Below are 19,785 nucleotides of genomic sequence, written 5' to 3' on the forward strand. Positions count from 1 at the left end.
GAACTGTTCTACATATAGGTATAAAACCGAAAAGATGGCAGATAGGTTAAGCACCTACCTGCCATCTTTAATCTATATATTTCAGAAATAATGATTAATTATTGTCAGTCTCATATATAGATTTATAACGCTCTCGATCAACTGGAATAATCTCATTATCATTAGCATCTTTATATGTAATAAACTCATCGTATTCTGTAACTGATTTTTCCTCTGAGACAGAATTAATAGAATACATATTCGAATCGTTACACATTACATTTGAATTTGGACCAGAAATTAGTAACGAACCATCCTCTTGTGCATATGCCAAAAAGATATAAATGGAATTTTCGGAAGGCAGTGAATCATTCTCAAACAGATAAATAGCATCTTGTTTTTCTGAAATTCCGCCTTGTTTAACAATAGGAATAGGTTTATCTGTAATAAGTTCACCTTTTATATTTTCGAGAACCTGAATAGTATAATTAGTGTAAGGCGAACCGACCTCCTTAGGATTTCCTTTTTCATCTTCAGTCGTTATAACATTTCGATACTCGGTTCCATCGCAACTGACAACCTTTGCTACAAATACGTAATCACAGATACCAACAGCTTCGCGAATGTTATCAGTATCATATACAAAAGATGCGTGCATCTGGTGGATTGGCAAGTTAGATACATTTGTATTCAGTTGACTTGCATTATTTTTGGATGCACATCCTGTAAAAAACATTCCTACGATAAGAACAATAGACAAAATACCATAGATACTTGATTTTTTCATAGCGTTCTCCCTCCCCTAATAATTATTATATGCGGCATCATATGAATCTTTATCATTTTGAGATAATGCCTGCGTACTAGTATGTCCCGTAATTGCTGCATCCATAACATCTGTTGAAGTACTGTGATCCAACCCTAATGCATGTCCCAATTCATGTGTCGCTACATTCTGTTTTTTACTATTACTATAACCGCTCATATAATAGGTATTGAGTTCAATTTTACCACTAGAATATGTCATGCCTGCCCATCCATTCGAAGCATTGACATCGCTTACGTATACATCTTCTACAACAAAAGCACTGTCTTTTCTGATTACTCCAGATTTATATGCATTCCATGTGGCAGCCCCAGTGTTAATATAACTCATGTAAGTGCTGTTTCCGTCATAGTCTAGATGTTTGCCAGAATCAACAAGATCCCATGTTTGTACATAAGCTTGTGCAAATGCCGTAATAGGAAATAGCATTGCTATAGCCATTAAAGTTATAATGCTATACAATAAATGATTTTTTAAAACAGATTTTTTAAAATGCATACTCCTTCACTCCTTTTCAATCATGTAACAACGGTTATCTTCAATTATTCTTAAAGGTTATCTTTATGAAAATTGAAACGCAACACATACTAGTACACATTATATATCCTGTTAATATTCCTAAAGTACGACATCTTATCATCTCCACTCCATATTATAGATTCTCAGAATACTTAAGATGTAGTAGTATACCTTGAATATAACAAAATCTTTATACTTTTCAATACCTCTATGCATGAATGGTAGCTCACTATGCACAAACGGTAGCATATTATGTTGTGTACCTACTTTATTGATGATAAAATATGACGGAGAATGATTAAAGGAAGTGGTAGCTATGCTATATATTGACTCAATATGGGAATATATTGTTAATTTCTTAGAACTGGCATTGTTTATAATATTTATCCATAAAAAATTGCGTATTCGAGCAAATTATAAACATCAAGCAGTTTTGATGTTTCTTTTCGTATCATTTCAGTTTGCTGTGTTATGCACGCTGAATAAAATGGGAATATCATCCTACAGCACTTTGATGTCATCTTGTGTTTTGGACATTGGATATGCAGTATTGTTCTATCGTGATAGTATAATTCGCCGTATCTTTTGGGGCTTTTCGTATTCCATCATTTGCTTAGTTGCAGAACAGATTTCGTTCTTTATTCCCGTTACTCTTTATAAAGGAGCGTCTCTGGAGCTATTATTAGGTGGAACATTACGGAAGCCATATACCATGTTATATTTGGCAATGATAGCTGTTTTTGTCTTGTTATTTCATTCTATTGGAAACAAAGACATATCTCTTTCACCGTTCCAAAAAGTTGCATATATTTTCATCGCAATTTCTGGACTTGCAATCGGGCACTACATATTAAGGCTGACTTTGGAATCTGTTGATAAATTTGGTGATTCATCCTTTTCAGCTAGGCTATCATTGGTTGACTTGTTTTTTATTATTTTATTTTTAGTATTGATGCTATACATATACCAGCTAGGTTATTCAAAAGAAGAAAACATACGATTACTGGAAGAACAAAAGATTTATGAGCTGGAAAGGACTGAGTTCAATAGCTTATCTGAGACAACTGAACGATTACGAAAAATGAAACATGATATGCAGATTTATGTGGATGCAATCAACGTATTAGCAAAAGACAAGAAATGGGATGAACTTATAGCATATACAGAGCAATACCATAACACTCTTGCAACTACGCAAAGTGCCATAGCAACGGGAAATATTGCTATTGACTGCATACTTACCGCAAAACTTGATTATGCTGAAAAACACGGAATTAAGACAGAATATTCTATTATGGCTCCTGAAAATTTTCCGCTTGATTCTGTTGAGCTTTCATCCATACTTGGAAATATATGGAATAATTCCATTGAAGCAGGAGAAAGACTTATAATCTCTGATCCAACCGAGCATCCATACATTTATTTTTATATTAAACCTTACCAGAATATGATACTGATTCACATTGAAAATAATTATGATGGTGTGATAAAAGGTAGCATTGATGGAGACATTTTGAGTGTTAAACAAGGAAAAGAACATGGACTTGGGATAAGACGAGTAAAAGAGCTTGTAGAAAAGGCAGATGGCGTATTGCAGATTACATCTGATAACAAAATTTTTTCCGTACATATTATGATACCGGATAAGGAGAATAACAAACTACTATGAAAATGAAAATAACCATACTTGAAGATTCTGTGATCGAATCAGAACGGCTGAAAAATGGAATAAGAAAATACGGGCAGCAATATGATTGGGATATTGAAATTGACGAATACGAATCGGGCGAAGAATATTTTTCAAAAAATTCTGAAGGCACAACTATACAGGCTTCAGCATTTTTCCTTGACATACAAATGGGGCAAATGAATGGAATTGAGGTTGCTAAACGCCTTCGTGAATCTGGTTATCAAGGTATTATTGTATTTTTAACAGCTTTTAGAGAATATGTATTCCGAGGATATGAAGTCAGAGCTTTAAACTACTTGCTAAAACCCGTCAAGGAAAATACTCTTTTTCTGTGTTTGGATGAAATCGCGAAGGAGTTATCTAATAATACCTACATATACCGAAACAAGCAGGAAATTGTAAGTATTCCCTATGCAGATATATTGACATTTTCGAGCAGATTACATTATGTGGATATATTGACCGTAGACGGCAAATGCTATGAACAAATGTCTACCCTAAATAAGATTATTGTCCATTTGCCAAGTGAATTTATCCGAACCCATCGTTTTTATATTGTAAATATGGCACATATCTATCGTATTACATCAGGAACGATTGAATTGTCAAATCATCTAACTACACAAATCGCACGTTCTTATTCCAAAGACGTGATAAGTGCTTTTGCCAAATATACAACAAGATTTGATACAAGCGGGGATTTTGAATGATTACGAAGTGGGCTACATCTATTGCTAATAAGTTAGCAGAACTATCCGGGGAGGATGTTTCTGCGGATCAATTAGAAATATACATATATGGCTTAGAATGTTTTTTGAATACTTTTATAACCATAGTGTTATTGTTCGTATGGGGAGTTTTATCACATACACTCGGCTATACCCTAATTTGGGTAATTACCTTTTCATTGTTACGACATTATACCGGAGGTGCCCATGCTCCAACGCAGTTAACATGTATCTTAGGCAGCTTTTTTCTCGGTTGTCTTGATAAGTGGGCTATAATCTATTTAAAGCCAACTGTACTAGGATATTTGATACTTGTCCTTATGTGTATATTATTTGCACCTATAAGTAACCATAAAATATGTTTAACCACCAAACAAAAATGGATACATAAACTTATTTCTGTGATAATTGTTAGCATTGGATTTCTGCTGTTTTATAAAATTGGAAACACGAAGATGAATACCACATTGTTTTATTCCTTTTTCTGCGTAATCATTCTTATGATAGTCGAAACAATTAAAAATCTAATGAGACACTTTAAATAGCAGGATGACTTTTCATAAATATTCAAAAAAGATAAAGAATTTGATGGTCTTTATCTTTTTTGAATTTAATTAGATTATCTAGCTCCTCTGTCTGATGGCGAACGATAGTTAAAATCTCTGTCCTGTTCCCGTTTCTGAACTTCTGCCTGTTTTTCTGCCAGCTTTCGATGGATTGAGTTTTCTCCATACTTGGAGTTCCATTCCTTGTTTGCTTTGACATAGGATTCATACTCGGACTTGCCTTGTTTATAGACTTGCAGGAACGCATCTACCGTTGGATATTTGTAATCCTGCACGATATGGGATAATCCCTGCTTCATAATCTTAATCGTTTCTGCGTATTTGTTAGACTGTGCCTGCAATTCCTTTCGTTTCTTTCCTTGGAATAATCCTGTACAGTTCTTCAAATCCTCGTCAATAAGGTCTTTTTTCACTTCCTGCGTATGAATGGCTCTGTTTTGTCGTTTAAGTTTCTCCATAATCTCTTCAAGTCGCATCTCATAATCGTGTGCCAGCTCAGACATTCTTGGTCTTGGCGGAATAACGGTCTTTTCTGCGGTAGTAGTAGCAGGTGCTTTGAATGGTTGGGTCACAGCAGGAATTGTCTGATTGTCTGTCTGTGTAACGGATGGAGCTGGTTGTTTCTCTTGTTTTTCATTTCTTCGCTCCATAAGGTCGGAGATTCTGGCTTTCTGTTGTTCCTGTTTCTGTATCAGCAACTTTATGAGTTCTTTTAACAGCTCGATTGCCCGAAAGATAATCATAAACAAAAGCTCCGGATGATTGCCATACTTGTGAATGGATTCCTTAATCGGAGTTGAAATCTGTTCCTGCTTTACCTTTAAGATTTCCTTTCGCTCCATCCCCGATACCAAAGCGTGATCCACAGTACGATTCCAGTCCTGTATGACCTTATTATTGAGTGTAATCTTATCTGCCTTTGGATTGTTCTTACCGATTTTCTTAGTGGCAAGATAGACATCCCCACGCTTGAATGCAGACAGCTTTTCTTTCTCATCTTTGACAAGTCCGTTGATGACATCGGTATAAAATACCTTGACCTCATCTAAGAAATGTTCCTGCTTAAAGCGAGCGTCCTTGATGGTAAACATCTGTCTTTCGTAGACCTCACCTTTCTTGATCACCTTACACCTTTTACGGATAGTTCCATTCTCGTCTAGGATTTCTTTCTTGGTACGAACATGATTACCTTTCTCATCATAGAACATATTTCTGGTGGCAATCTTTTCTATCGGTTCGTCAAGATAATTTCGTTCTGCAAAGATAAGATGGATATGATAATTCGTCTTTCGTTTGTTATGATGGAGTGCTGCAATACAATCAACACCATACCGACTTTTGAATTTATCCGTCATATATTTTAATAGTCCGTCTGGCGGATAATCCACAAAGGATTCCGGCAGGGCAATGATAAATTCTCTTGCTTCGATACATTTTCCCTCTGTACCGCTTTTCTTAAATTCTGCCTGATTGCACTTGGCAAGTTCTGTCCAAAATTTTCGGTCTGTGGTTTCATATACCGCATAGAGATTTTCCTGTTTTTTGTCACTGGAGATATAATAGATTCTTCCACGAACATTATGGAGCTTTGACATCTGCACAAATGAATTTCTTGGCATAGCGATTTCCTCCTTTCCCAGTTTTGATTTTGGAAAAGAGGACAGATAAGATAGATGAGATGTGAGTAGTAAACTTTCCCTGTGAGCGAGTGCATAGGCACTCGTCTTGCGAACACATCCGCCTTGTGGCGGCTAAGCCTCGCAGAGCGAAATACACAGAGTACAAAACGAAGTTTTGTGCGATGGGTGTATTTCGCTCTCAAACGCCGAGGGCTTGCTTATGAAGTTCACTTTTAGCTGTAACTGTTCCCTCAGCACCTAATTTTGTGCCTTTAATGGCACACTTTTTATGTGCCGTATCCGGCACTCCCTTTTCTTAACAGAAATGCTAGAAGATTGCTATGAAAATCAGCGAAACAATAGACGAATCCGTTAGCACTTTTGCCTTAACAATAGCATTGTTCTATTATTCAGACTTTTTAGCAAAAACCGTAGAAACAGTAGAAGTCTGCTATTAAAATCGAAAAAACAATAGCACGATTCGTTAGCATTTTTGCCCTGACAATAGCATTGTGTTACTTCGCTTACTTTTAAACTGTGTCTGGCAAGGAAGTGGTAGTAAAAGTTCCTATTAAATTTCATTTTTAATAGTGCATTGTTTTATTACATTTTGATTTTAATAGAGCTTTTTACTATTAACTCTTTGAAAATGTACCCCATAGATTGGACACTCAAAATCATAGTAGCGTACACTTTTTGTCATAGGTCGGACAGCTTTTTTCATAGCTACACTTGGTATGACTTCTCACAGCACTTTTTGTAAGTTGGGTGGACTTGTCCTACCAGTCGGCTTCACTTGGGTGGATGGTTGCACCCACTTCATTTTCTGGCTTGGGTGGACTATTCATAACACCTTTTGCATCTTGGGTGGACTTGTCCTACCAACAAGCTATAACTGGGTGGACGATTGCACCCATTCACATCCATCTTGTCCTCATTTTCCAAAAGTTCTGGTTGTATCTGAGGACTTGTCCGTGATATAATCTATTTGCGTGTAGGTATATCATGGCTTTTAGTCAGATACATACCAGAGGGATGGTCTTAGGACTGTCCCTTATTCATTTTTCATTGTTCCCTTGACCGCTTTTACTGCGTGTCTGTCTCGTAAATCCTTCCCCTCATTGAGAATCAGAAACTCGTCTAATCGTTCCCTGCGGATTAAGATTTTTCTTCCCACTCTAAGGATAGGCAGCTTTTCCCATTCCACAAGATTTCTAAGAGTGTTTCTTCCGATACCTGTATAGTCGGCAGCTTCTTCAATGGAGAGAGCAAACTTTAATTCTGTCATTCGATCACCTCATTCCTGCGTAGGATTACAAGTCTTGTATATCAGAGGATGTTCCTTTTTGAAGAAAGGATTAGCCTTTTTTAAAACTTGCGTTACGCAATTCTGATTAAAGTATATATCTTTTATAACGCTATGTCAAGCCTTACGAAATTCTATCATCTTTTATAGAATTGCGTATTGCAATATATCGTGTTATGTGGTATAGTAATGACATACCGAAAAAGGAGGTTCGCAAGTATGTTAAAAGATAAAGAATTGCGAAAGACAATCGGTAGCAGAGCAAAAAGCCGTAGACAGGAGTTAGGATTGAACCAGCCTTATGTCGCTGAAAAAATGGGCGTGACAGCCTCAACCATTCAGAGATACGAAGCAGGAACGATTGATAACACCAAGAAAATGACCTTAGAAGGTCTGGCAGATGCACTTCATGTATCTGTGGAATGGCTGAAAGGTGAGACGGACGAATACGAAACAGACATTACGGATAAAAGAGAATTACAGATTCGTGATGTGATGACTTCCATTCTGAATAAGCTCCCTTATGATATGGAACAGTCCGAAAGTGATTTTTCCAAAGACCTGCTACTACTGATGTTACGGGAATACGAGCTGTTCGTGGATTCGTTCCAGTTCGCTTGTAAGAATTTCAAAGGAAATACAGATAACAAAATGCTCGCCCAGACAATGGGGTTTGAATCCAATAAGGAATACAATGAGATTATGTTCCTTAGAGAAATCACCCACACCGTCAACGCATTGAACGATATGGGCGATATTGTAAGACTGTATTCTAAGAATCCTGAGACAGCGAAAAATCGACTAGCCAATCTTTTATCAGAAAAAGATCCCGATTCGGTATAGATAGGCAGACGGAGCTATGATATACTTACACGCAAGAAGCATTTCACCAGTTCCGATTGCCGATATCGAAAGGAGAAACGATTATGGCAAAAGGTTCTGTAAGGAAGAAAGGCAAGAAATGGTACTACCGCTTTTATGTGGAGGATGCAAGTGGTAACTTGGTTCAGAAAGAATTTGCAGGTACGGAGAGCAAATCAGAGACAGAGAAAATGTTACGCAAGGCTATGGAGGATTATGACGCAAAGAAATTTCTAGCCAAAGCGGACAACCTCACACTCGGACAGATGCTAGATGTATGGGCAGAGGAAGATTTGAAAACGGGTTCACTTAGCAACGGTACAGTCGGTAACTATTTACAGGCAGTAAACAGGATTAAACAACACCCAATCGGAAACAGAAAACTAAAGACAGTCACTTCGGAGCATTTGCAGAAGTTTATGGATTTACTTGCATTTGGCGGTGAGGAAGGAAATTTTAAGTCAAAGGGTTACACCATCGACTATATCCGTTCTTTCCACGCAGTCCTGCAACAGTCCTTCCGATTTGCAGTCTTTCCAAAGCAGTACATCACATTCAATCCAATGCAGTATGTGGTAATGCGTAGGAAAGCCGAGGAAGATGTGGATTTGTTTTCTGATAATGATGAGGATGCAGAGGTTATCAACCCGATTACACCAGAGCAGTATCAAACGCTTATGGAGTATCTGGAAGAAAGAAACAAGCCTGCTGTCCTGCCGGTACAGATAGCGTACTACACAGGTCTTAGACTTGGAGAGGTATGCGGACTGTCTTGGAGTGACATTAACTTTGAGGAACAGTATCTGACAGTACGAAGAAGTGTCCGTTACAACGGAGCAAGGCACAAGACCGAGATTGGTCCGACAAAGCGAAAGAAAGTCCGTATCGTGGATTTCTGTGATACGCTCGCTGACATCTTAAAGAAAGCGAAAAAGGAACAGAGAAAGCAGGTATTCAGTTACGGAGAACTCTATCAGAGGAACTACTACAGGGAAGTTAAGGAAAAGAATCGTATCTACTATGAGCTTTATCATTTGGATGGCACAGAGGACATTCCGCTTGATTACAACGAGATTAACCTTGTATGTATCAGACCGGACGGAGCATACGAAGCCCCTGCAACGGTTGAGACAGCTTTAAGGACAGCAAGGAAACGATTGTCGGAGCTTGATGATAATTTCCACTTCCACACCCTGCGACACACTTATACCACAAACCTGCTCTCAAATGGAGCAGCACCAAAGGATGTACAGGAATTACTTGGACACTCGGATGTAAGTACCACTATGAATGTCTATGCACACGCTAACCGAGAAGGTAAGCGAAACTCAGCCCGACTACTTGATAAGGTGGTTGGAGAATAAAATCGAATAAGAAAAACTTTCCCTTGTAGATACCTCATAAGGGCAAAAACAAGGGAAAAGGATACATATAGAGTGGCAAGGCATACCGCCAAGTCGCATAAAATAAGGAAAGTTGAGATTTTAGTTATACAAATCAAAATTGTTGAAAAGAATGCACTTTGCGCTACCGTTATCTGATCAGCGATTTCCTCTGGTGTCTGATCAAGCAAACCTCCTATCACATCAGAGAAGTTAATCATATCCTCCGATGTAAAAATCAGCTGATATAATGCATCTCCATATTTGAGGACTGTGGCAATTACTGTATTGCTGGATAATACCAGCCATCCTGCTATAATTGTCCGTGCTGCTATGGATAAAGATGTGTCCTCTGTTCCTCTTGGTGACATTATTTGCATCAATGCCGCCCATCCACAGATAATAATGACTAATGCGATCCCTATCACAATCATGGTATCCATGTAAGTAGACAGACCTGCAAACCATTTTGTCAGATCCTGTGGCGTTGCAAATTTAAACGGTGCCAGTAATGTTTCTGTTATTAAACTGGCAAAGGCCCTTAGCATCTCTTTCACACCATCTGCCAGACCTTCTGAAAAAAAGTTCACGATTGTTGTAATTAACGAATCCAATTTCTGTTCATCTCCTTTTTATCCAACACAAAAGGAAGCTTCATCAGCTTCCTTCCATGTATTCGTATGTAATTTGTGCTTCTATTTGCTAAAGATATTCGTGATCATATCTGTTAGCCAACCATATTTTAATGCTGACGCTAATGCAAAGCCTCCTATACACCTAAAAAACCATTTCTTTCCCGTCTGGCACATTTTATCGTCCGGCGCTAAAATATATACGCCTCCAGCAATCAATCCAATAACTACTACTAATTTCTGAATCAGGCTCCAAACACTTTCTTCGTAACCACCAACTGCAGATTCTGCTCTTGTAAATATATCTTCGCCTGCAAATGCCAGGGCACAGCACATTCCAATTACAAGAACCTGCGTTATTACTACTTTTACTATCTTCTTTTTTTCCACAGGATTATCCCCCTCTTTTTCTTTTTCCTTATCTTAACTCGCACCCGTGCAACATGGAATTCAAATAGCATCTTTTATTTCTTCAAATCCAAGTTTAGATAACATTCAAATGTCAGTCTTATCAAAATTCAAATCACCGATAATTTCCAAATAATTTTGTCAATTAAGCTCATAAAAATATCCCGGTCAGAGCCGGGATATCAAAATTTTCAATCTTTTGTTGTCAGGTAAGAAATCATTGTCCTTGTTGAATATCCCCATAAAACAATGCTCAATACATCGTAAGCCTTTCTCCGCTGCTTAAAGTATGAGGCCCTGGACAAATGCAGGCGTTTCTTCAGGACTGTATCTAAAGTAATCTGGTTCAATATCAATTCAGTCTGTATATTCAATAATTCATAATATAATTCCCCGTTCTTTGGAAAATACTTTACCTGCTCGATTGCATTGCGGATCAGAATCATATACTCCAATATGCTCCTCTCGCAATCCAGATCTGCAAATCTATGTCCAAATTCCAAAAGTTCCTCCGTAGTCCTGCAGTTTCTAATTGCCTTGAATAAAGTGCCATCCTCTCCGTATCTCCACAATATTGTACAGTAACATTTCATCAGAGCTTCCGTATTGTGAAAAAGCTCTTCGGTCTCCTCATCTAAGGAACGCCTCGAATACAGGATCCGCGAAAACAAATAATCAAACCGCTCTCCATACTGAATACTCAGCATTTTTACCGCTGCTATGTAATGCGTCTTCACTTCATAAAATGACGGTCCATTTTCCCCATACTTTCCCGGATATATATGCAATCCGGATATAATGTGATGGTAGCGGTACCCATTCTCCGGAATATACTGCAGATGATTTACCGCTTTCTCTACCAGATCCGTAATTTTTCTCGTATTGGCAAATTGAAGCCTCCGATACTTCAAATTCATCAATACGTCCTTTTCATCCAAGATCTCAGACAGGATCCGATTCAGATCTATCATTTCAGCAATTCCCTCCGGACACTCTTTGTCTGACAGGCCCGTTGTTATATTATGCTCCAGCGCCCATTTTTGAGTAAGATAAGTAGATAATGCAAGTGCCGTAGAGCGGATGGACGGATCCCGCTGAATCTCCGCATTCAGCAATTTCATTGCTGTATTTGCCCGTGTTGCATTTGAAATAGAGCGCCGGAAAAATATATTCAATATTTCCTGCTCATTTATGATCTTATCCAGTATATCACTTTTTTCCAACTGTCCGCTTTCGTATAATTCCACTTGCTCACCTCATTTCTGACACATCAATTATACGGGAAATTTCGCAAAAGGCAAGCAACGGAATTTTTATAAAAAAAATAGAGTTGTTGTAATATCATTTTTGATATTACAACAACCCTTTACACTGCAAGTTTACCAGTACAAATTCAATTTTTCTTCAGCTTGTTCTGCAGATAGTGAAAACTCCTCCATAATTTTATGTTTCGCAAGCTCCCTGGAACTGCCGAAACCCTGGCATAGTTTTATTCCCTTTTCTATTCCTTGTTCTATTCCTTGTTCTATTCCTTTCTTTATTCCTTTCTCTATTCCTCTTTCCGTTCCAATTTCAATTCCCTCATCCAAAATTTTCTGCATTTCGTTACACATAATCTCAACTCCTTCCGGTGTTTCTTTTAACTCGTATACACGTTCTGCCAGAATCGCACTGTGCATCTCACTCGGATTTTTACAATTCAGATCGTGCATTAACCTTCCCAGTTCCGTATCCGCTCTGTTGCTTCCCGTCACATAGATAATATGCGCCTCATCCTTGAAATTCTTCTCGACTTCCTCTATCTTCCTTTCCACATGATAAATCGGAAGTCCGTAGCCCAACACATCACCTCTGGTAATGAAAATAACATAGCTTTCTGGCAGTTTGCTAAAGTCCTGCCCTGGTTCCAGCGTATTCATGTCCAGCAACCCACTATGATATCTTGCTCTCTTAGGTGATGCCCCTTGATCTTCATGCTGAAACTCTACATTTATTTCTTTTCCTTCTGCATTCACAGCCACACAATCCAAAATTGCAGATTTTCCTTGCAGGTTCTTATAATCCTTCTGTAAAACCTGATCTATTACCCGCAAATTTTTCTCACCCATGATTATCTGCAGAATATACTCTGTACAGCTCTTTTTTTTCAATACATTCCGCATAAATACATCATCCATAATGGTGAGTTTCTTTACTACACTCTCATAATGGTTCTTCCTCTCCTCCAAGTACCTCTGGTTCTGTTCGTCTTGTGAGATTCCATGATTGCCTACCTTACCCATAAGGCTCTCCTTTTCTAGTTATAGTATAACTGTTTTTTTTCTTTGCAACAATCCTTTTTACTCTGGATCCATTATGTTTTTAACATATTTTTTTCCTCCTGAAAGTATTTAGACTCCCATTTTATAAAAACAAAAAGGACCAATATGCAATGATACATATTGATCCTCTATATTATTTCGCTGTTTTTATGTTGAATGCTAAGTCTATGGTTTTATTATAATCTCCTGGATTATATTGTCAACCATCAGAAGAACATACTTTTCATCAATTCGTTACCCAGAGCTGAATTTGCATCCTCTGTCTCTTCTGCTTCGAGCGTATCTTCCGCTTCCGCATAATTCACTGTGGCCTTTTGCTCTTCTTGGACTTTCTGCTCTGGAAGCTCTTTTTCCGTTTCCACCTTTGGCGCCGGTATGTTATATGGGATCGGATCCAATAGCTGCTCTATCGCTCCACCAGTCTGTGCATTCCGATATTCCATATACTCTGCATATCTTTTCTGCCGTTCCTCCAGTTGCTGCTTCTCAGCCTTATATTTTCGGAGTTCCAACACTGTATTTATCAGAAATTCCGTCGGCTGGATTTTATTTTTCTTGGCCTCCATTATTTCATTGTAAACACTCATATGTGTCTGATTCTCAGGTAAAAAATTGATATTTACTCTTATATACTCTGACATTCCTTACTCCTTCCGGAGATTTCTCCCCATATCCAGATACCCTTGAGCATTTGCTTTTACATCCGTTATGAAGATCGGCTCATATCTATGGCTCTTCCCTGCAAAATAATCTTTTATATGAGACATAAAGATCTGGGAGCCTCCTCCGAGGAATACCGGCACTGCAGATGTTAATTTAACACCTTCCTCCAGGAAACCGTTCAAAAGATTAAATACATAATCCTTAGATACGCTATCATAGATTTCATGCAGCTGATCCTCTAACTGCACCGAACGCTTTGTCTCCAAGAAGTAGCGATCCAGATCCACAAACGGAATCTCATAATCCTTTTCTTCCTCTATCCGGTTTACAATAGAGCTATACATACGCAGGACACCTTTATTCATGGTCCGGATACAGTCCTTGTTCAATTCTACTCGGCCGCTTCCGCTCTCTTTGACCAGGTTCAAAATATCTGTCGTATAGCCTCCAATATCAATCAGATAGATGTTACTTCCCTTGCTCACAATATTTCCGAGTTGGCTATTGGCTGCAGCGAGGCACTGTGAAAATATCATCACATCATCCACATGAATTTTAAACTTCTGGCCTGCATAACTAAAATCATAATCCCGTTTGTAAAACTCAATGTACTGATCTCTATATTTCTTAACATGCAGCGGCGGCAGCCCCAGACACAGAACCACGTTCTGCTCAATTACTTCCGGTAATCTCAGATCACGTTTTTCTTTCTTCAGCATAATCTCTTTCGCCATTGCGATCATTACCAAAAGCATGTAATCAAAATTTGCTTTATTATCCTCATGTGGGAATTTCTTGTCACATATACTGTAACTCTTCCCTTCATAAACCAGGCAATCTCCTCCAAGAGCGCCATCATACTCTGTGTAACATGCGCGAAATACTGTGTTCGGTGTTTTGATAGAATGATTTCCCGTATCTACCGCAATTAACATAGGTTTACCAGCCATCAACTTTTCCTCCTTGTTGATATCAATTTACTTTATTTAATCTTATCTTATCATTACACTTTTGTCAATATTTGCATCATTTATTTATATTTTATCTCATTTTGTACTCAAGAGACCTTCACTGCAACTTGTGTACACGGTGTACACAAGTCAAAATCCCCATCAATTCTGAATTTTCAAAATCAACAGGGATTATACTCATAGTTCTTTCCAACAGAATTTCTTATCATACCAGATCACAGCTACTTTTCCCTTTATATCTTTTTTACTTACAAAAGTATTTTCCCAAAATCTTGCATCATAAGAATTTTCACGATTGTCACCCAGCATGAAGTAACAATCTTCCGGTACCTCATAGGGGCCATATACGTCTGTTCCTGCTTCTCCTATATATGGTTCTGATAATTCAACACCGTTGATATAAACCTTTCCAGAAATGATTGCAACCGTATCTCCCGGTAATCCTATTACACGCTTGCAAAACAATCTCGAACGTGTATCTGGCTCTATGAACACCACAATGTCCCTTCGTTCATATTCTCCAGCCAGTATCCCTTTCACCATAATTCCAATGCTCCCACTATTGATCGTTGGCTCCATGGATGCTGATGGTATATATGTCCCAGGCAGTATCAAAAAATGTGTTATAAGAAATACCAACACCAGCTCCGTAATACAGAATAGTCCTACTTTCTTACTGCTGCGTTTCATTCAGCGGCTCTCTCAACCAAATCTGCGTATCTGCTTTTAACGGTTTATATCCATACGCTTTCAAGCTACCACGCAACAATGTATTATCCTCTGGGACAATTACAGCCATAATATCCACCAGCTGCTGCAATGCAAAAATCATAATGTCGCTCAGATTAGCTCCTATAAGGGTATCTGCATCATTTTTCTTGATAAATGGGGATCTTCTGATATCTGTAACAATAACGGCGCATCCTTCATCTTTTTTCCTGCGGTAAATTTCTGATATCAATGTACTTATATGTGCATCTTCAATCTCACTAAATGCAGCTTCTTCCAATGCGCTCAACTGATATGATGAAAATGTCAAATTCAGCAGAGGAAATACAAAATACTCACTGCTGGTACTATATGTAACCTCAAACTCCTGATCTTTGTAATCCTCATCCGCATAGATACAATCATTCCAATATTTGAGATCTGATTCCACATATCCCATCTCTTCAATTTCAGATATAGGAATACTTCCCATAATCTGCAATGTCTCGTACAATGCATTTCCATAGTTGATAGCATCCGCACTCATTGAATATGCAAAGCTTGTACTTTTCCTTGAAAATGTTAAATTCCTTTCTGCTTTTAAATCAAATGGAAACTTAAAAAAATCTTTCACGTAGACCTCCTCCTGTTTTCTCAATATTTACAAATTATTATATCGGTCAGATCATGAATTGCAAGCAACGCAATTTTTTCTCATTTTTCAATATGGACATCTATCATTGCCGGCAGAAATATCTCACTTGCTTTTGCTAAAAGGTAAAGCCCAACGCATCCCAGCAAATAGATGATAGCCGCCCCGCTTTGGTATCCTCCCTGAAACCAGCGCTTGCACATAATACCTGCCAATATTATCGCCAGTATCTTTGCGGCCTGTAATATTACACTATATATATTTCGCTTTATTCCCAATTCATCTTTTATACATTTTCCATTCATTGCAAAAAAATGAATCAATGAATCTATTGTGCCATCCATTTCTTTATCTGTGATATTCTCGTCTTGGACTAATCCAATCAACTGTGCGCCTCCAAACCGGTAATTACATACCACAGCTCTGCAAGTATTACCATTGAGCTGCAGTATCCCCTCATATACTTTTCCATAGTACCTACAGCCTATCAATTCTTCAGGCTGAAACTTTCCTCCGGCCAATTTAATCAATTCCATATTGATTCTGCTCATTTGATACAATTTCTTTTTCATCTTTCAATTCTCCAACATGTCTTCTTAATATCGTCATTGCAAATACTCTTCTCTGGGCTTCAACCCGATCACATGCATCTTCAATATAAACCGGTCGTATTGGAATCACAGGTACTTTTTTAGGTACTGCATAATTGTTTATCTTTTTCATCATTTTACCTGAACAACTTCTTACGACAAAGATTACATCAGCTCCATTCAGCATGAAGGAGATATCATCCCGTTTTCTCCATCTGTTGTAATTCCAACAATGTAACGCTGGGTAAAAGATTCTGAACAAATCGCACATAACCTGATCCCCCATCAGAACTGCTACCTCTACTTTTTCTGCCAGCCTCTTTATGTTCTGATCCACTTCCTCCATACTATATTTCTTGCGCATCTCCTGAAGCTCAAATCTATCCCAGGTTACTCCCTGGCTATCTATTTCTGCAAGCAGCTTTTCTATTGTCATTTTTTCTTCTGGCCTGCACTCTTGTATATACGCACACATAGATTCGTGAATCATTAGCTCTTGACAAAGAATTTCATCAAAGTAACGCCGTCTTTTAAATTTACTCCATAAATTTACTATGCTCATTTATGTACTATTCCTCCTGTTTTCATGTACCAGCTCTCCTGTTTTCGACTTTTTGATGTACTTTTTCTCCTGTTTTCATGTACCAGCTCTCCTGTTTTCGGTTTTTTGATGTACTTTTTCTCCCGTTTTCATGTACTAGCTCTCCTGTTTTCGGCTTTTTGATGTACTTTTTCTCCCGTTTTTATGTGTCAGTTCTCAGCTCTCTGATGTACCATTTCTCCTGTTTTCATGTACCACTTCTCCTGTTTTCGGCTCTCTGATGTACTTTTTCTCCTGTTTTCAGTTATTGATGTACTATTTCTCCTGTTTTCATGTACCAGCTCTCCTGTTTTCAGCTCTTTAATGTACTTTTTCTCCTGTTTTTATATACGAAATACTTCATATAGCCATATATTTTAAAACTTATAGTCCCCCACTGGCTCATTTCACAATGTACCAGCCCTCCTGTTTTCATGTACCACTTCTCCTGCTTTCAATTTCTCTTCATGTACCGGTTCTCCTGTTTTCATGTACCAGCTCTCCTGTTTTCAATTTCTCTTCATGTACCAACTCTCCTGTTTTCATGTACCAGCTCTCCTGTTTTGTAAAAAAAAAGCTGTTATTTTACAGCTTTTTTCATTCCCTAAATATAAAATACTTAGTAAATATAAAATATCCTTTATTAAATAATAAATACCCACTGCACTGTTCCATTCATATATCAGCATTTACCCTTTTACATAATCTGCTAGTTCCATTTGGTAATAATCCTTCATAAGATTGTATCTGCTTTCCGATACACCTTTTATCTTTTTTGTGGTTTCCAATTCAGCTAACTCTTTATCTACACCAAACTTCTTTTCTATCATGAAAGTGTAACCTATAATTTTTCGATTTGAACGTATTGCTTTATATTTAATACTCAAGCTTGTTAATTCGTTAATTTCTTTTATAGAAGGATCTATTACCCATTTTCTCAGATCTTCTATTTTGAGATACTTATCCTCTAATGCGAATCTTTCTCTTATCTCCTCGATTGTCATTGTACGACTTTTCTGAAATGCCTTCGCTGCAAATAATTCATAAAAGGGGCTACTATAATTACCTCTAAGCCCCAACGTTTCCTTTAATGAGAACACAGTAAAATTATCTGTAAGCTTAATCAGAAGTGGCACCACCGGCTCAGGAATGGTCACTATAATTGTTCCATCATCACTATTGATTTTAGGTGTTGTAATCCACGTAAATAGAAAGCTATTACCTTTTTTGTCATCCAACCAAAATCCGCGTGTAGCTATATTTTGTAAAGTAGCCTTAATGTCCTTATAATTTTTTCCACAAATAGAAAGGCCACATGTATTACAATATTGAGAAATTGGAAATTCCACTTCCAGAGCACCTTCAGATGTAAATCTAAGATTCCTTTGAAGTTCACAATTCGGCGAAATTAAGCTTAAAATAAAATTCACAGCTCTTTGTTCGACTGCCTTTAATATATGTTTTTGTTTAGTCACTTTATCCATGTAAGGGACTACCGATTCTATAAGAGCATTATGTTTTACCACTTTATACTCTCTCTGTTTTATCGCTTCAAAATCTTTCTCCGGATTTTTCATATGTCTGCCTCCTCATAAGTCCCTATGCTCCCAAGCCCATTTTGCGTAATATTTGCCATTATGATTATATTGATTGTATTCTGCAGCCAATAAATCCATATCTATATCCAGGACTTCACTTATATACTCTAGTGTCTGCCCCTGATGGCTCAGATATTGGATCATTGCTTTATCAGCATATGTTAAGCTGCGAAATTCTCTTGGACATAATTTTTTCTTCAACTTCGTATCTCCTGTACTTTGCCATAGCTATCATTGCAGCTCATTCCGGTCACACCACCAAATGTAATCCCAGGTATATCTCCCCTTAAATATGCGCTGCATGATGATCTGGCAATCATCATATGAGAATTCCTTTGCACCGGACAATCTTTCTATTACTTCATCTGTCGGCACACACAACTCCATCGCTACATCCATCACAGTAATCTTTTCTCGATTGAGTATTTTTACCAGATTTGGATAAATAGACTTCATACGCTTTCCCTCTCATTATCTTAACTGTGTGTTTTATTCGTTTTTACTCAATAGAGTAATTGTATGATCGTCTATTTTGCTTGTCAAGCATTTTGCACTCCATTTTTGTATGCACAATTCTATCATAATGGTGCTTTTTTGTAAATATTTTGTGGTTTTGTGCCTCAAATCAGTATTAACTATTCGTATTATTATACTTTACTTTGGGTATTTTTTGATGTATAATAATCCTAAATTAAAAATAAGGGAGTTATTGATATGACCATTATTGAAAAATTAGTGTATCTTATGGAACAGACAGGCGAAACACGAACCGCTGTCTCAGAGGCAACTGGTATCCCCTACACCACAATTCAGAACATCTTTGTTCGCAGCTCATCAGATCTACGGATTTCTACTCTGATCAAACTTTGTGATCACTTCCATGTGACCCTTGATAGCTTTGCCCGGTCAGATGTAGATGAGTTGGAGTATACCAGCGGTCCTTACAAAAAAACACTTCTGTCCTCTTCTGAACAGACACTAATTCTTACTATGCGTAATTCGGATCCGGTAACACAGGACTGTGTATACCGCCTCTTGAAAATCGAAAATGATATGCCTGATGAAAAAGGCGCTTAATTATAGCTATATAAACAATTTGCTCTATTCTAATTTATTCTAAGTAAACCTTTATGGTAAAGCATCTTACACCCTAAAGGTATTTTTCCTATACACAAAATTCCCCTTA

23 protein-coding genes are annotated in these 19,785 nt (G+C 37.7%); 6 read left to right on the plus strand and 17 right to left on the minus strand.

What is annotated here, in order from left to right; all coding sequences use genetic code 11:
* Positions 1-94: 94 nt before the first annotated feature.
* Together OCV63_RS02010 and OCV63_RS02015 are read right to left on the minus strand one after the other, a co-directional pair.
* Positions 95-766, minus strand: a complete 672-nt coding sequence (locus OCV63_RS02010) for a hypothetical protein (protein ID WP_008397007.1) — start codon at positions 764-766, stop codon at positions 95-97.
* A gap of 15 nt (positions 767-781) precedes the next feature.
* Positions 782-1,303 carry a matrixin family metalloprotease gene (locus OCV63_RS02015; RefSeq protein WP_008397006.1) on the minus strand — a complete coding sequence of 174 codons (522 nt, stop codon included), beginning with the start codon at positions 1,301-1,303 and terminating at the stop codon, positions 782-784.
* Between the two features lie 337 nt (positions 1,304-1,640).
* Between OCV63_RS02015 and OCV63_RS02020 the strand changes: the two genes are divergently transcribed.
* The 3 genes from OCV63_RS02020 to OCV63_RS17605 are packed head-to-tail and all read left to right on the plus strand — an operon-like array spanning position 1,641 to position 4,287.
* Positions 1,641-2,993 carry an ATP-binding protein gene (locus OCV63_RS02020; RefSeq protein WP_008397004.1) on the plus strand — a complete coding sequence of 451 codons (1,353 nt, stop codon included), beginning with the start codon at positions 1,641-1,643 and terminating at the stop codon, positions 2,991-2,993.
* Positions 2,990-3,724: a LytR/AlgR family response regulator transcription factor gene (locus OCV63_RS02025; protein ID WP_158361763.1), complete on the plus strand. Its 735-nt coding sequence runs from the start codon at positions 2,990-2,992 to the stop codon at positions 3,722-3,724. Before OCV63_RS02020 ends, OCV63_RS02025 begins: the two co-directional genes overlap by 4 nt.
* The gene (locus OCV63_RS17605) at positions 3,721-4,287 is read left to right on the plus strand and encodes an accessory gene regulator B family protein (RefSeq protein ID WP_008397001.1); all 567 of its coding nucleotides are present in this window, start codon (positions 3,721-3,723) and stop codon (positions 4,285-4,287) included. The genes OCV63_RS02025 and OCV63_RS17605 overlap by 4 nt, the downstream gene beginning before the upstream one ends.
* A gap of 74 nt (positions 4,288-4,361) precedes the next feature.
* On the opposite strand, the gene OCV63_RS02035 is transcribed toward OCV63_RS17605, so the two are convergent.
* Positions 4,362-5,927 (minus strand): MobA/MobL family protein, encoded by a 1,566-nt coding sequence (locus OCV63_RS02035; RefSeq protein ID WP_015559481.1) that lies wholly within the window; start codon positions 5,925-5,927, stop codon positions 4,362-4,364.
* A 1,054-nt stretch (positions 5,928-6,981) separates the two neighbouring features.
* Positions 6,982-7,215 carry a helix-turn-helix domain-containing protein gene (locus OCV63_RS02040; protein WP_008396997.1) on the minus strand — a complete coding sequence of 78 codons (234 nt, stop codon included), beginning with the start codon at positions 7,213-7,215 and terminating at the stop codon, positions 6,982-6,984.
* A 237-nt stretch (positions 7,216-7,452) separates the two neighbouring features.
* On the opposite strand from OCV63_RS02040, the gene OCV63_RS02045 reads away from it, so the two are divergent.
* Both OCV63_RS02045 and OCV63_RS02050 read left to right on the plus strand, forming a co-directional pair.
* Positions 7,453-8,076 (plus strand): helix-turn-helix domain-containing protein, encoded by a 624-nt coding sequence (locus OCV63_RS02045; protein ID WP_008396996.1) that lies wholly within the window; start codon positions 7,453-7,455, stop codon positions 8,074-8,076.
* Between the two features lie 83 nt (positions 8,077-8,159).
* Positions 8,160-9,458, plus strand: a complete 1,299-nt coding sequence (locus tag OCV63_RS02050) for a tyrosine-type recombinase/integrase (RefSeq protein ID WP_055164152.1) — start codon at positions 8,160-8,162, stop codon at positions 9,456-9,458.
* Here the strand turns inward: OCV63_RS02050 and OCV63_RS02055 are convergent.
* The 13 genes from OCV63_RS02055 to OCV63_RS02115 all read right to left on the minus strand — a co-directional run bounded on the left by OCV63_RS02055 (position 9,389) and on the right by OCV63_RS02115 (position 19,055).
* On the minus strand, positions 9,389-10,090 hold the full coding sequence (locus OCV63_RS02055; RefSeq protein WP_158361764.1) for a hypothetical protein: 702 nt from the start codon (positions 10,088-10,090) through the stop codon (positions 9,389-9,391). The genes OCV63_RS02050 and OCV63_RS02055 overlap by 70 nt on opposite strands.
* Positions 10,091-10,171: 81 nt before the next feature.
* A complete protein-coding gene (locus tag OCV63_RS02060) occupies positions 10,172-10,498 on the minus strand; it encodes a hypothetical protein (protein WP_158361765.1) in 327 nt (108 codons plus the stop codon).
* 209 nt (positions 10,499-10,707) lie between these two features.
* A complete protein-coding gene (locus tag OCV63_RS02065) occupies positions 10,708-11,637 on the minus strand; it encodes a hypothetical protein (RefSeq protein WP_158361766.1) in 930 nt (309 codons plus the stop codon).
* 258 nt (positions 11,638-11,895) lie between these two features.
* Positions 11,896-12,798 (minus strand): Rpn family recombination-promoting nuclease/putative transposase, encoded by a 903-nt coding sequence (locus OCV63_RS02070; RefSeq protein WP_262670597.1) that lies wholly within the window; start codon positions 12,796-12,798, stop codon positions 11,896-11,898.
* Between the two features lie 245 nt (positions 12,799-13,043).
* Positions 13,044-13,478 carry a hypothetical protein gene (locus OCV63_RS02075; RefSeq protein ID WP_158361767.1) on the minus strand — a complete coding sequence of 145 codons (435 nt, stop codon included), beginning with the start codon at positions 13,476-13,478 and terminating at the stop codon, positions 13,044-13,046.
* A 3-nt stretch (positions 13,479-13,481) separates the two neighbouring features.
* Positions 13,482-14,450, minus strand: coding sequence for a ParM/StbA family protein (locus OCV63_RS02080; RefSeq protein ID WP_158361768.1), 969 nt, complete (start codon positions 14,448-14,450; stop codon positions 13,482-13,484).
* Positions 14,451-14,648: 198 nt separating this feature from the next.
* The gene (gene lepB / locus OCV63_RS02085) at positions 14,649-15,161 is read right to left on the minus strand and encodes a signal peptidase I (RefSeq protein WP_158361769.1); all 513 of its coding nucleotides are present in this window, start codon (positions 15,159-15,161) and stop codon (positions 14,649-14,651) included.
* Complete coding sequence (locus OCV63_RS02090; RefSeq protein WP_158361770.1) at positions 15,145-15,813, minus strand: hypothetical protein; 669 nt, start codon at positions 15,811-15,813, stop codon at positions 15,145-15,147. The genes lepB and OCV63_RS02090 overlap by 17 nt, the downstream gene beginning before the upstream one ends.
* Before the next feature lie 80 nt (positions 15,814-15,893).
* Complete coding sequence (locus tag OCV63_RS02095; RefSeq protein ID WP_262670598.1) at positions 15,894-16,367, minus strand: hypothetical protein; 474 nt, start codon at positions 16,365-16,367, stop codon at positions 15,894-15,896.
* Positions 16,354-16,983, minus strand: a complete 630-nt coding sequence (locus OCV63_RS02100; RefSeq protein WP_158361772.1) for a hypothetical protein — start codon at positions 16,981-16,983, stop codon at positions 16,354-16,356. The genes OCV63_RS02095 and OCV63_RS02100 overlap by 14 nt, the downstream gene beginning before the upstream one ends.
* 707 nt (positions 16,984-17,690) lie before the next feature.
* Positions 17,691-18,578 (minus strand): replication initiation protein, encoded by an 888-nt coding sequence (locus OCV63_RS02105; RefSeq protein ID WP_158361773.1) that lies wholly within the window; start codon positions 18,576-18,578, stop codon positions 17,691-17,693.
* 12 nt (positions 18,579-18,590) lie between these two features.
* Positions 18,591-18,800: a hypothetical protein gene (locus tag OCV63_RS02110; protein ID WP_158361774.1), complete on the minus strand. Its 210-nt coding sequence runs from the start codon at positions 18,798-18,800 to the stop codon at positions 18,591-18,593.
* A 30-nt stretch (positions 18,801-18,830) separates the two neighbouring features.
* Complete coding sequence (locus tag OCV63_RS02115) at positions 18,831-19,055, minus strand: hypothetical protein (RefSeq protein ID WP_158361775.1); 225 nt, start codon at positions 19,053-19,055, stop codon at positions 18,831-18,833.
* A gap of 258 nt (positions 19,056-19,313) precedes the next feature.
* On the opposite strand from OCV63_RS02115, the gene OCV63_RS02120 reads away from it, so the two are divergent.
* Positions 19,314-19,676 (plus strand): helix-turn-helix domain-containing protein, encoded by a 363-nt coding sequence (locus tag OCV63_RS02120; RefSeq protein ID WP_158361776.1) that lies wholly within the window; start codon positions 19,314-19,316, stop codon positions 19,674-19,676.
* The last annotated feature ends 109 nt before the right edge of the window (positions 19,677-19,785 follow it).

This window comes from Laedolimicola ammoniilytica (assembly GCF_025567165.1).
GTDB classification, from domain to species: Bacteria; Bacillota; Clostridia; order Lachnospirales; family Lachnospiraceae; genus Laedolimicola; species Laedolimicola ammoniilytica.

What these genes read in the sequence shown, in the direction of transcription:
- OCV63_RS02115 (WP_158361775.1), bottom strand. Translation starts at nt 19,055, where the DNA reads ATGAAGTCTATTTATCCAAATCTGGTAAAAATACTCAATCGAGAAAAG.
- OCV63_RS02095 (WP_262670598.1), bottom strand. Translation starts at nt 16,367, where the DNA reads ATGGAATTGATTAAATTGGCCGGAGGAAAGTTTCAGCCTGAAGAATTG.
- OCV63_RS02105 (WP_158361773.1), bottom strand. Translation starts at nt 18,578, where the DNA reads ATGAAAAATCCGGAGAAAGATTTTGAAGCGATAAAACAGAGAGAGTAT.
- OCV63_RS02080 (WP_158361768.1), bottom strand. Translation starts at nt 14,450, where the DNA reads ATGGCTGGTAAACCTATGTTAATTGCGGTAGATACGGGAAATCATTCT.
- OCV63_RS02035 (WP_015559481.1), bottom strand. Translation starts at nt 5,927, where the DNA reads ATGCCAAGAAATTCATTTGTGCAGATGTCAAAGCTCCATAATGTTCGT.
- lepB (WP_158361769.1), bottom strand. Translation starts at nt 15,161, where the DNA reads ATGAAACGCAGCAGTAAGAAAGTAGGACTATTCTGTATTACGGAGCTG.
- OCV63_RS02020 (WP_008397004.1), top strand. Translation starts at nt 1,641, where the DNA reads ATGCTATATATTGACTCAATATGGGAATATATTGTTAATTTCTTAGAA.
- OCV63_RS02045 (WP_008396996.1), top strand. Translation starts at nt 7,453, where the DNA reads ATGTTAAAAGATAAAGAATTGCGAAAGACAATCGGTAGCAGAGCAAAA.
- OCV63_RS02100 (WP_158361772.1), bottom strand. Translation starts at nt 16,983, where the DNA reads ATGAGCATAGTAAATTTATGGAGTAAATTTAAAAGACGGCGTTACTTT.
- OCV63_RS17605 (WP_008397001.1), top strand. Translation starts at nt 3,721, where the DNA reads ATGATTACGAAGTGGGCTACATCTATTGCTAATAAGTTAGCAGAACTA.
- OCV63_RS02025 (WP_158361763.1), top strand. Translation starts at nt 2,990, where the DNA reads ATGAAAATGAAAATAACCATACTTGAAGATTCTGTGATCGAATCAGAA.
- OCV63_RS02065 (WP_158361766.1), bottom strand. Translation starts at nt 11,637, where the DNA reads ATGAAATTGCTGAATGCGGAGATTCAGCGGGATCCGTCCATCCGCTCT.
- OCV63_RS02075 (WP_158361767.1), bottom strand. Translation starts at nt 13,478, where the DNA reads ATGTCAGAGTATATAAGAGTAAATATCAATTTTTTACCTGAGAATCAG.
- OCV63_RS02010 (WP_008397007.1), bottom strand. Translation starts at nt 766, where the DNA reads ATGAAAAAATCAAGTATCTATGGTATTTTGTCTATTGTTCTTATCGTA.
- OCV63_RS02050 (WP_055164152.1), top strand. Translation starts at nt 8,160, where the DNA reads ATGGCAAAAGGTTCTGTAAGGAAGAAAGGCAAGAAATGGTACTACCGC.
- OCV63_RS02120 (WP_158361776.1), top strand. Translation starts at nt 19,314, where the DNA reads ATGACCATTATTGAAAAATTAGTGTATCTTATGGAACAGACAGGCGAA.
- OCV63_RS02070 (WP_262670597.1), bottom strand. Translation starts at nt 12,798, where the DNA reads ATGGGTAAGGTAGGCAATCATGGAATCTCACAAGACGAACAGAACCAG.
- OCV63_RS02015 (WP_008397006.1), bottom strand. Translation starts at nt 1,303, where the DNA reads ATGCATTTTAAAAAATCTGTTTTAAAAAATCATTTATTGTATAGCATT.
- OCV63_RS02040 (WP_008396997.1), bottom strand. Translation starts at nt 7,215, where the DNA reads ATGACAGAATTAAAGTTTGCTCTCTCCATTGAAGAAGCTGCCGACTAT.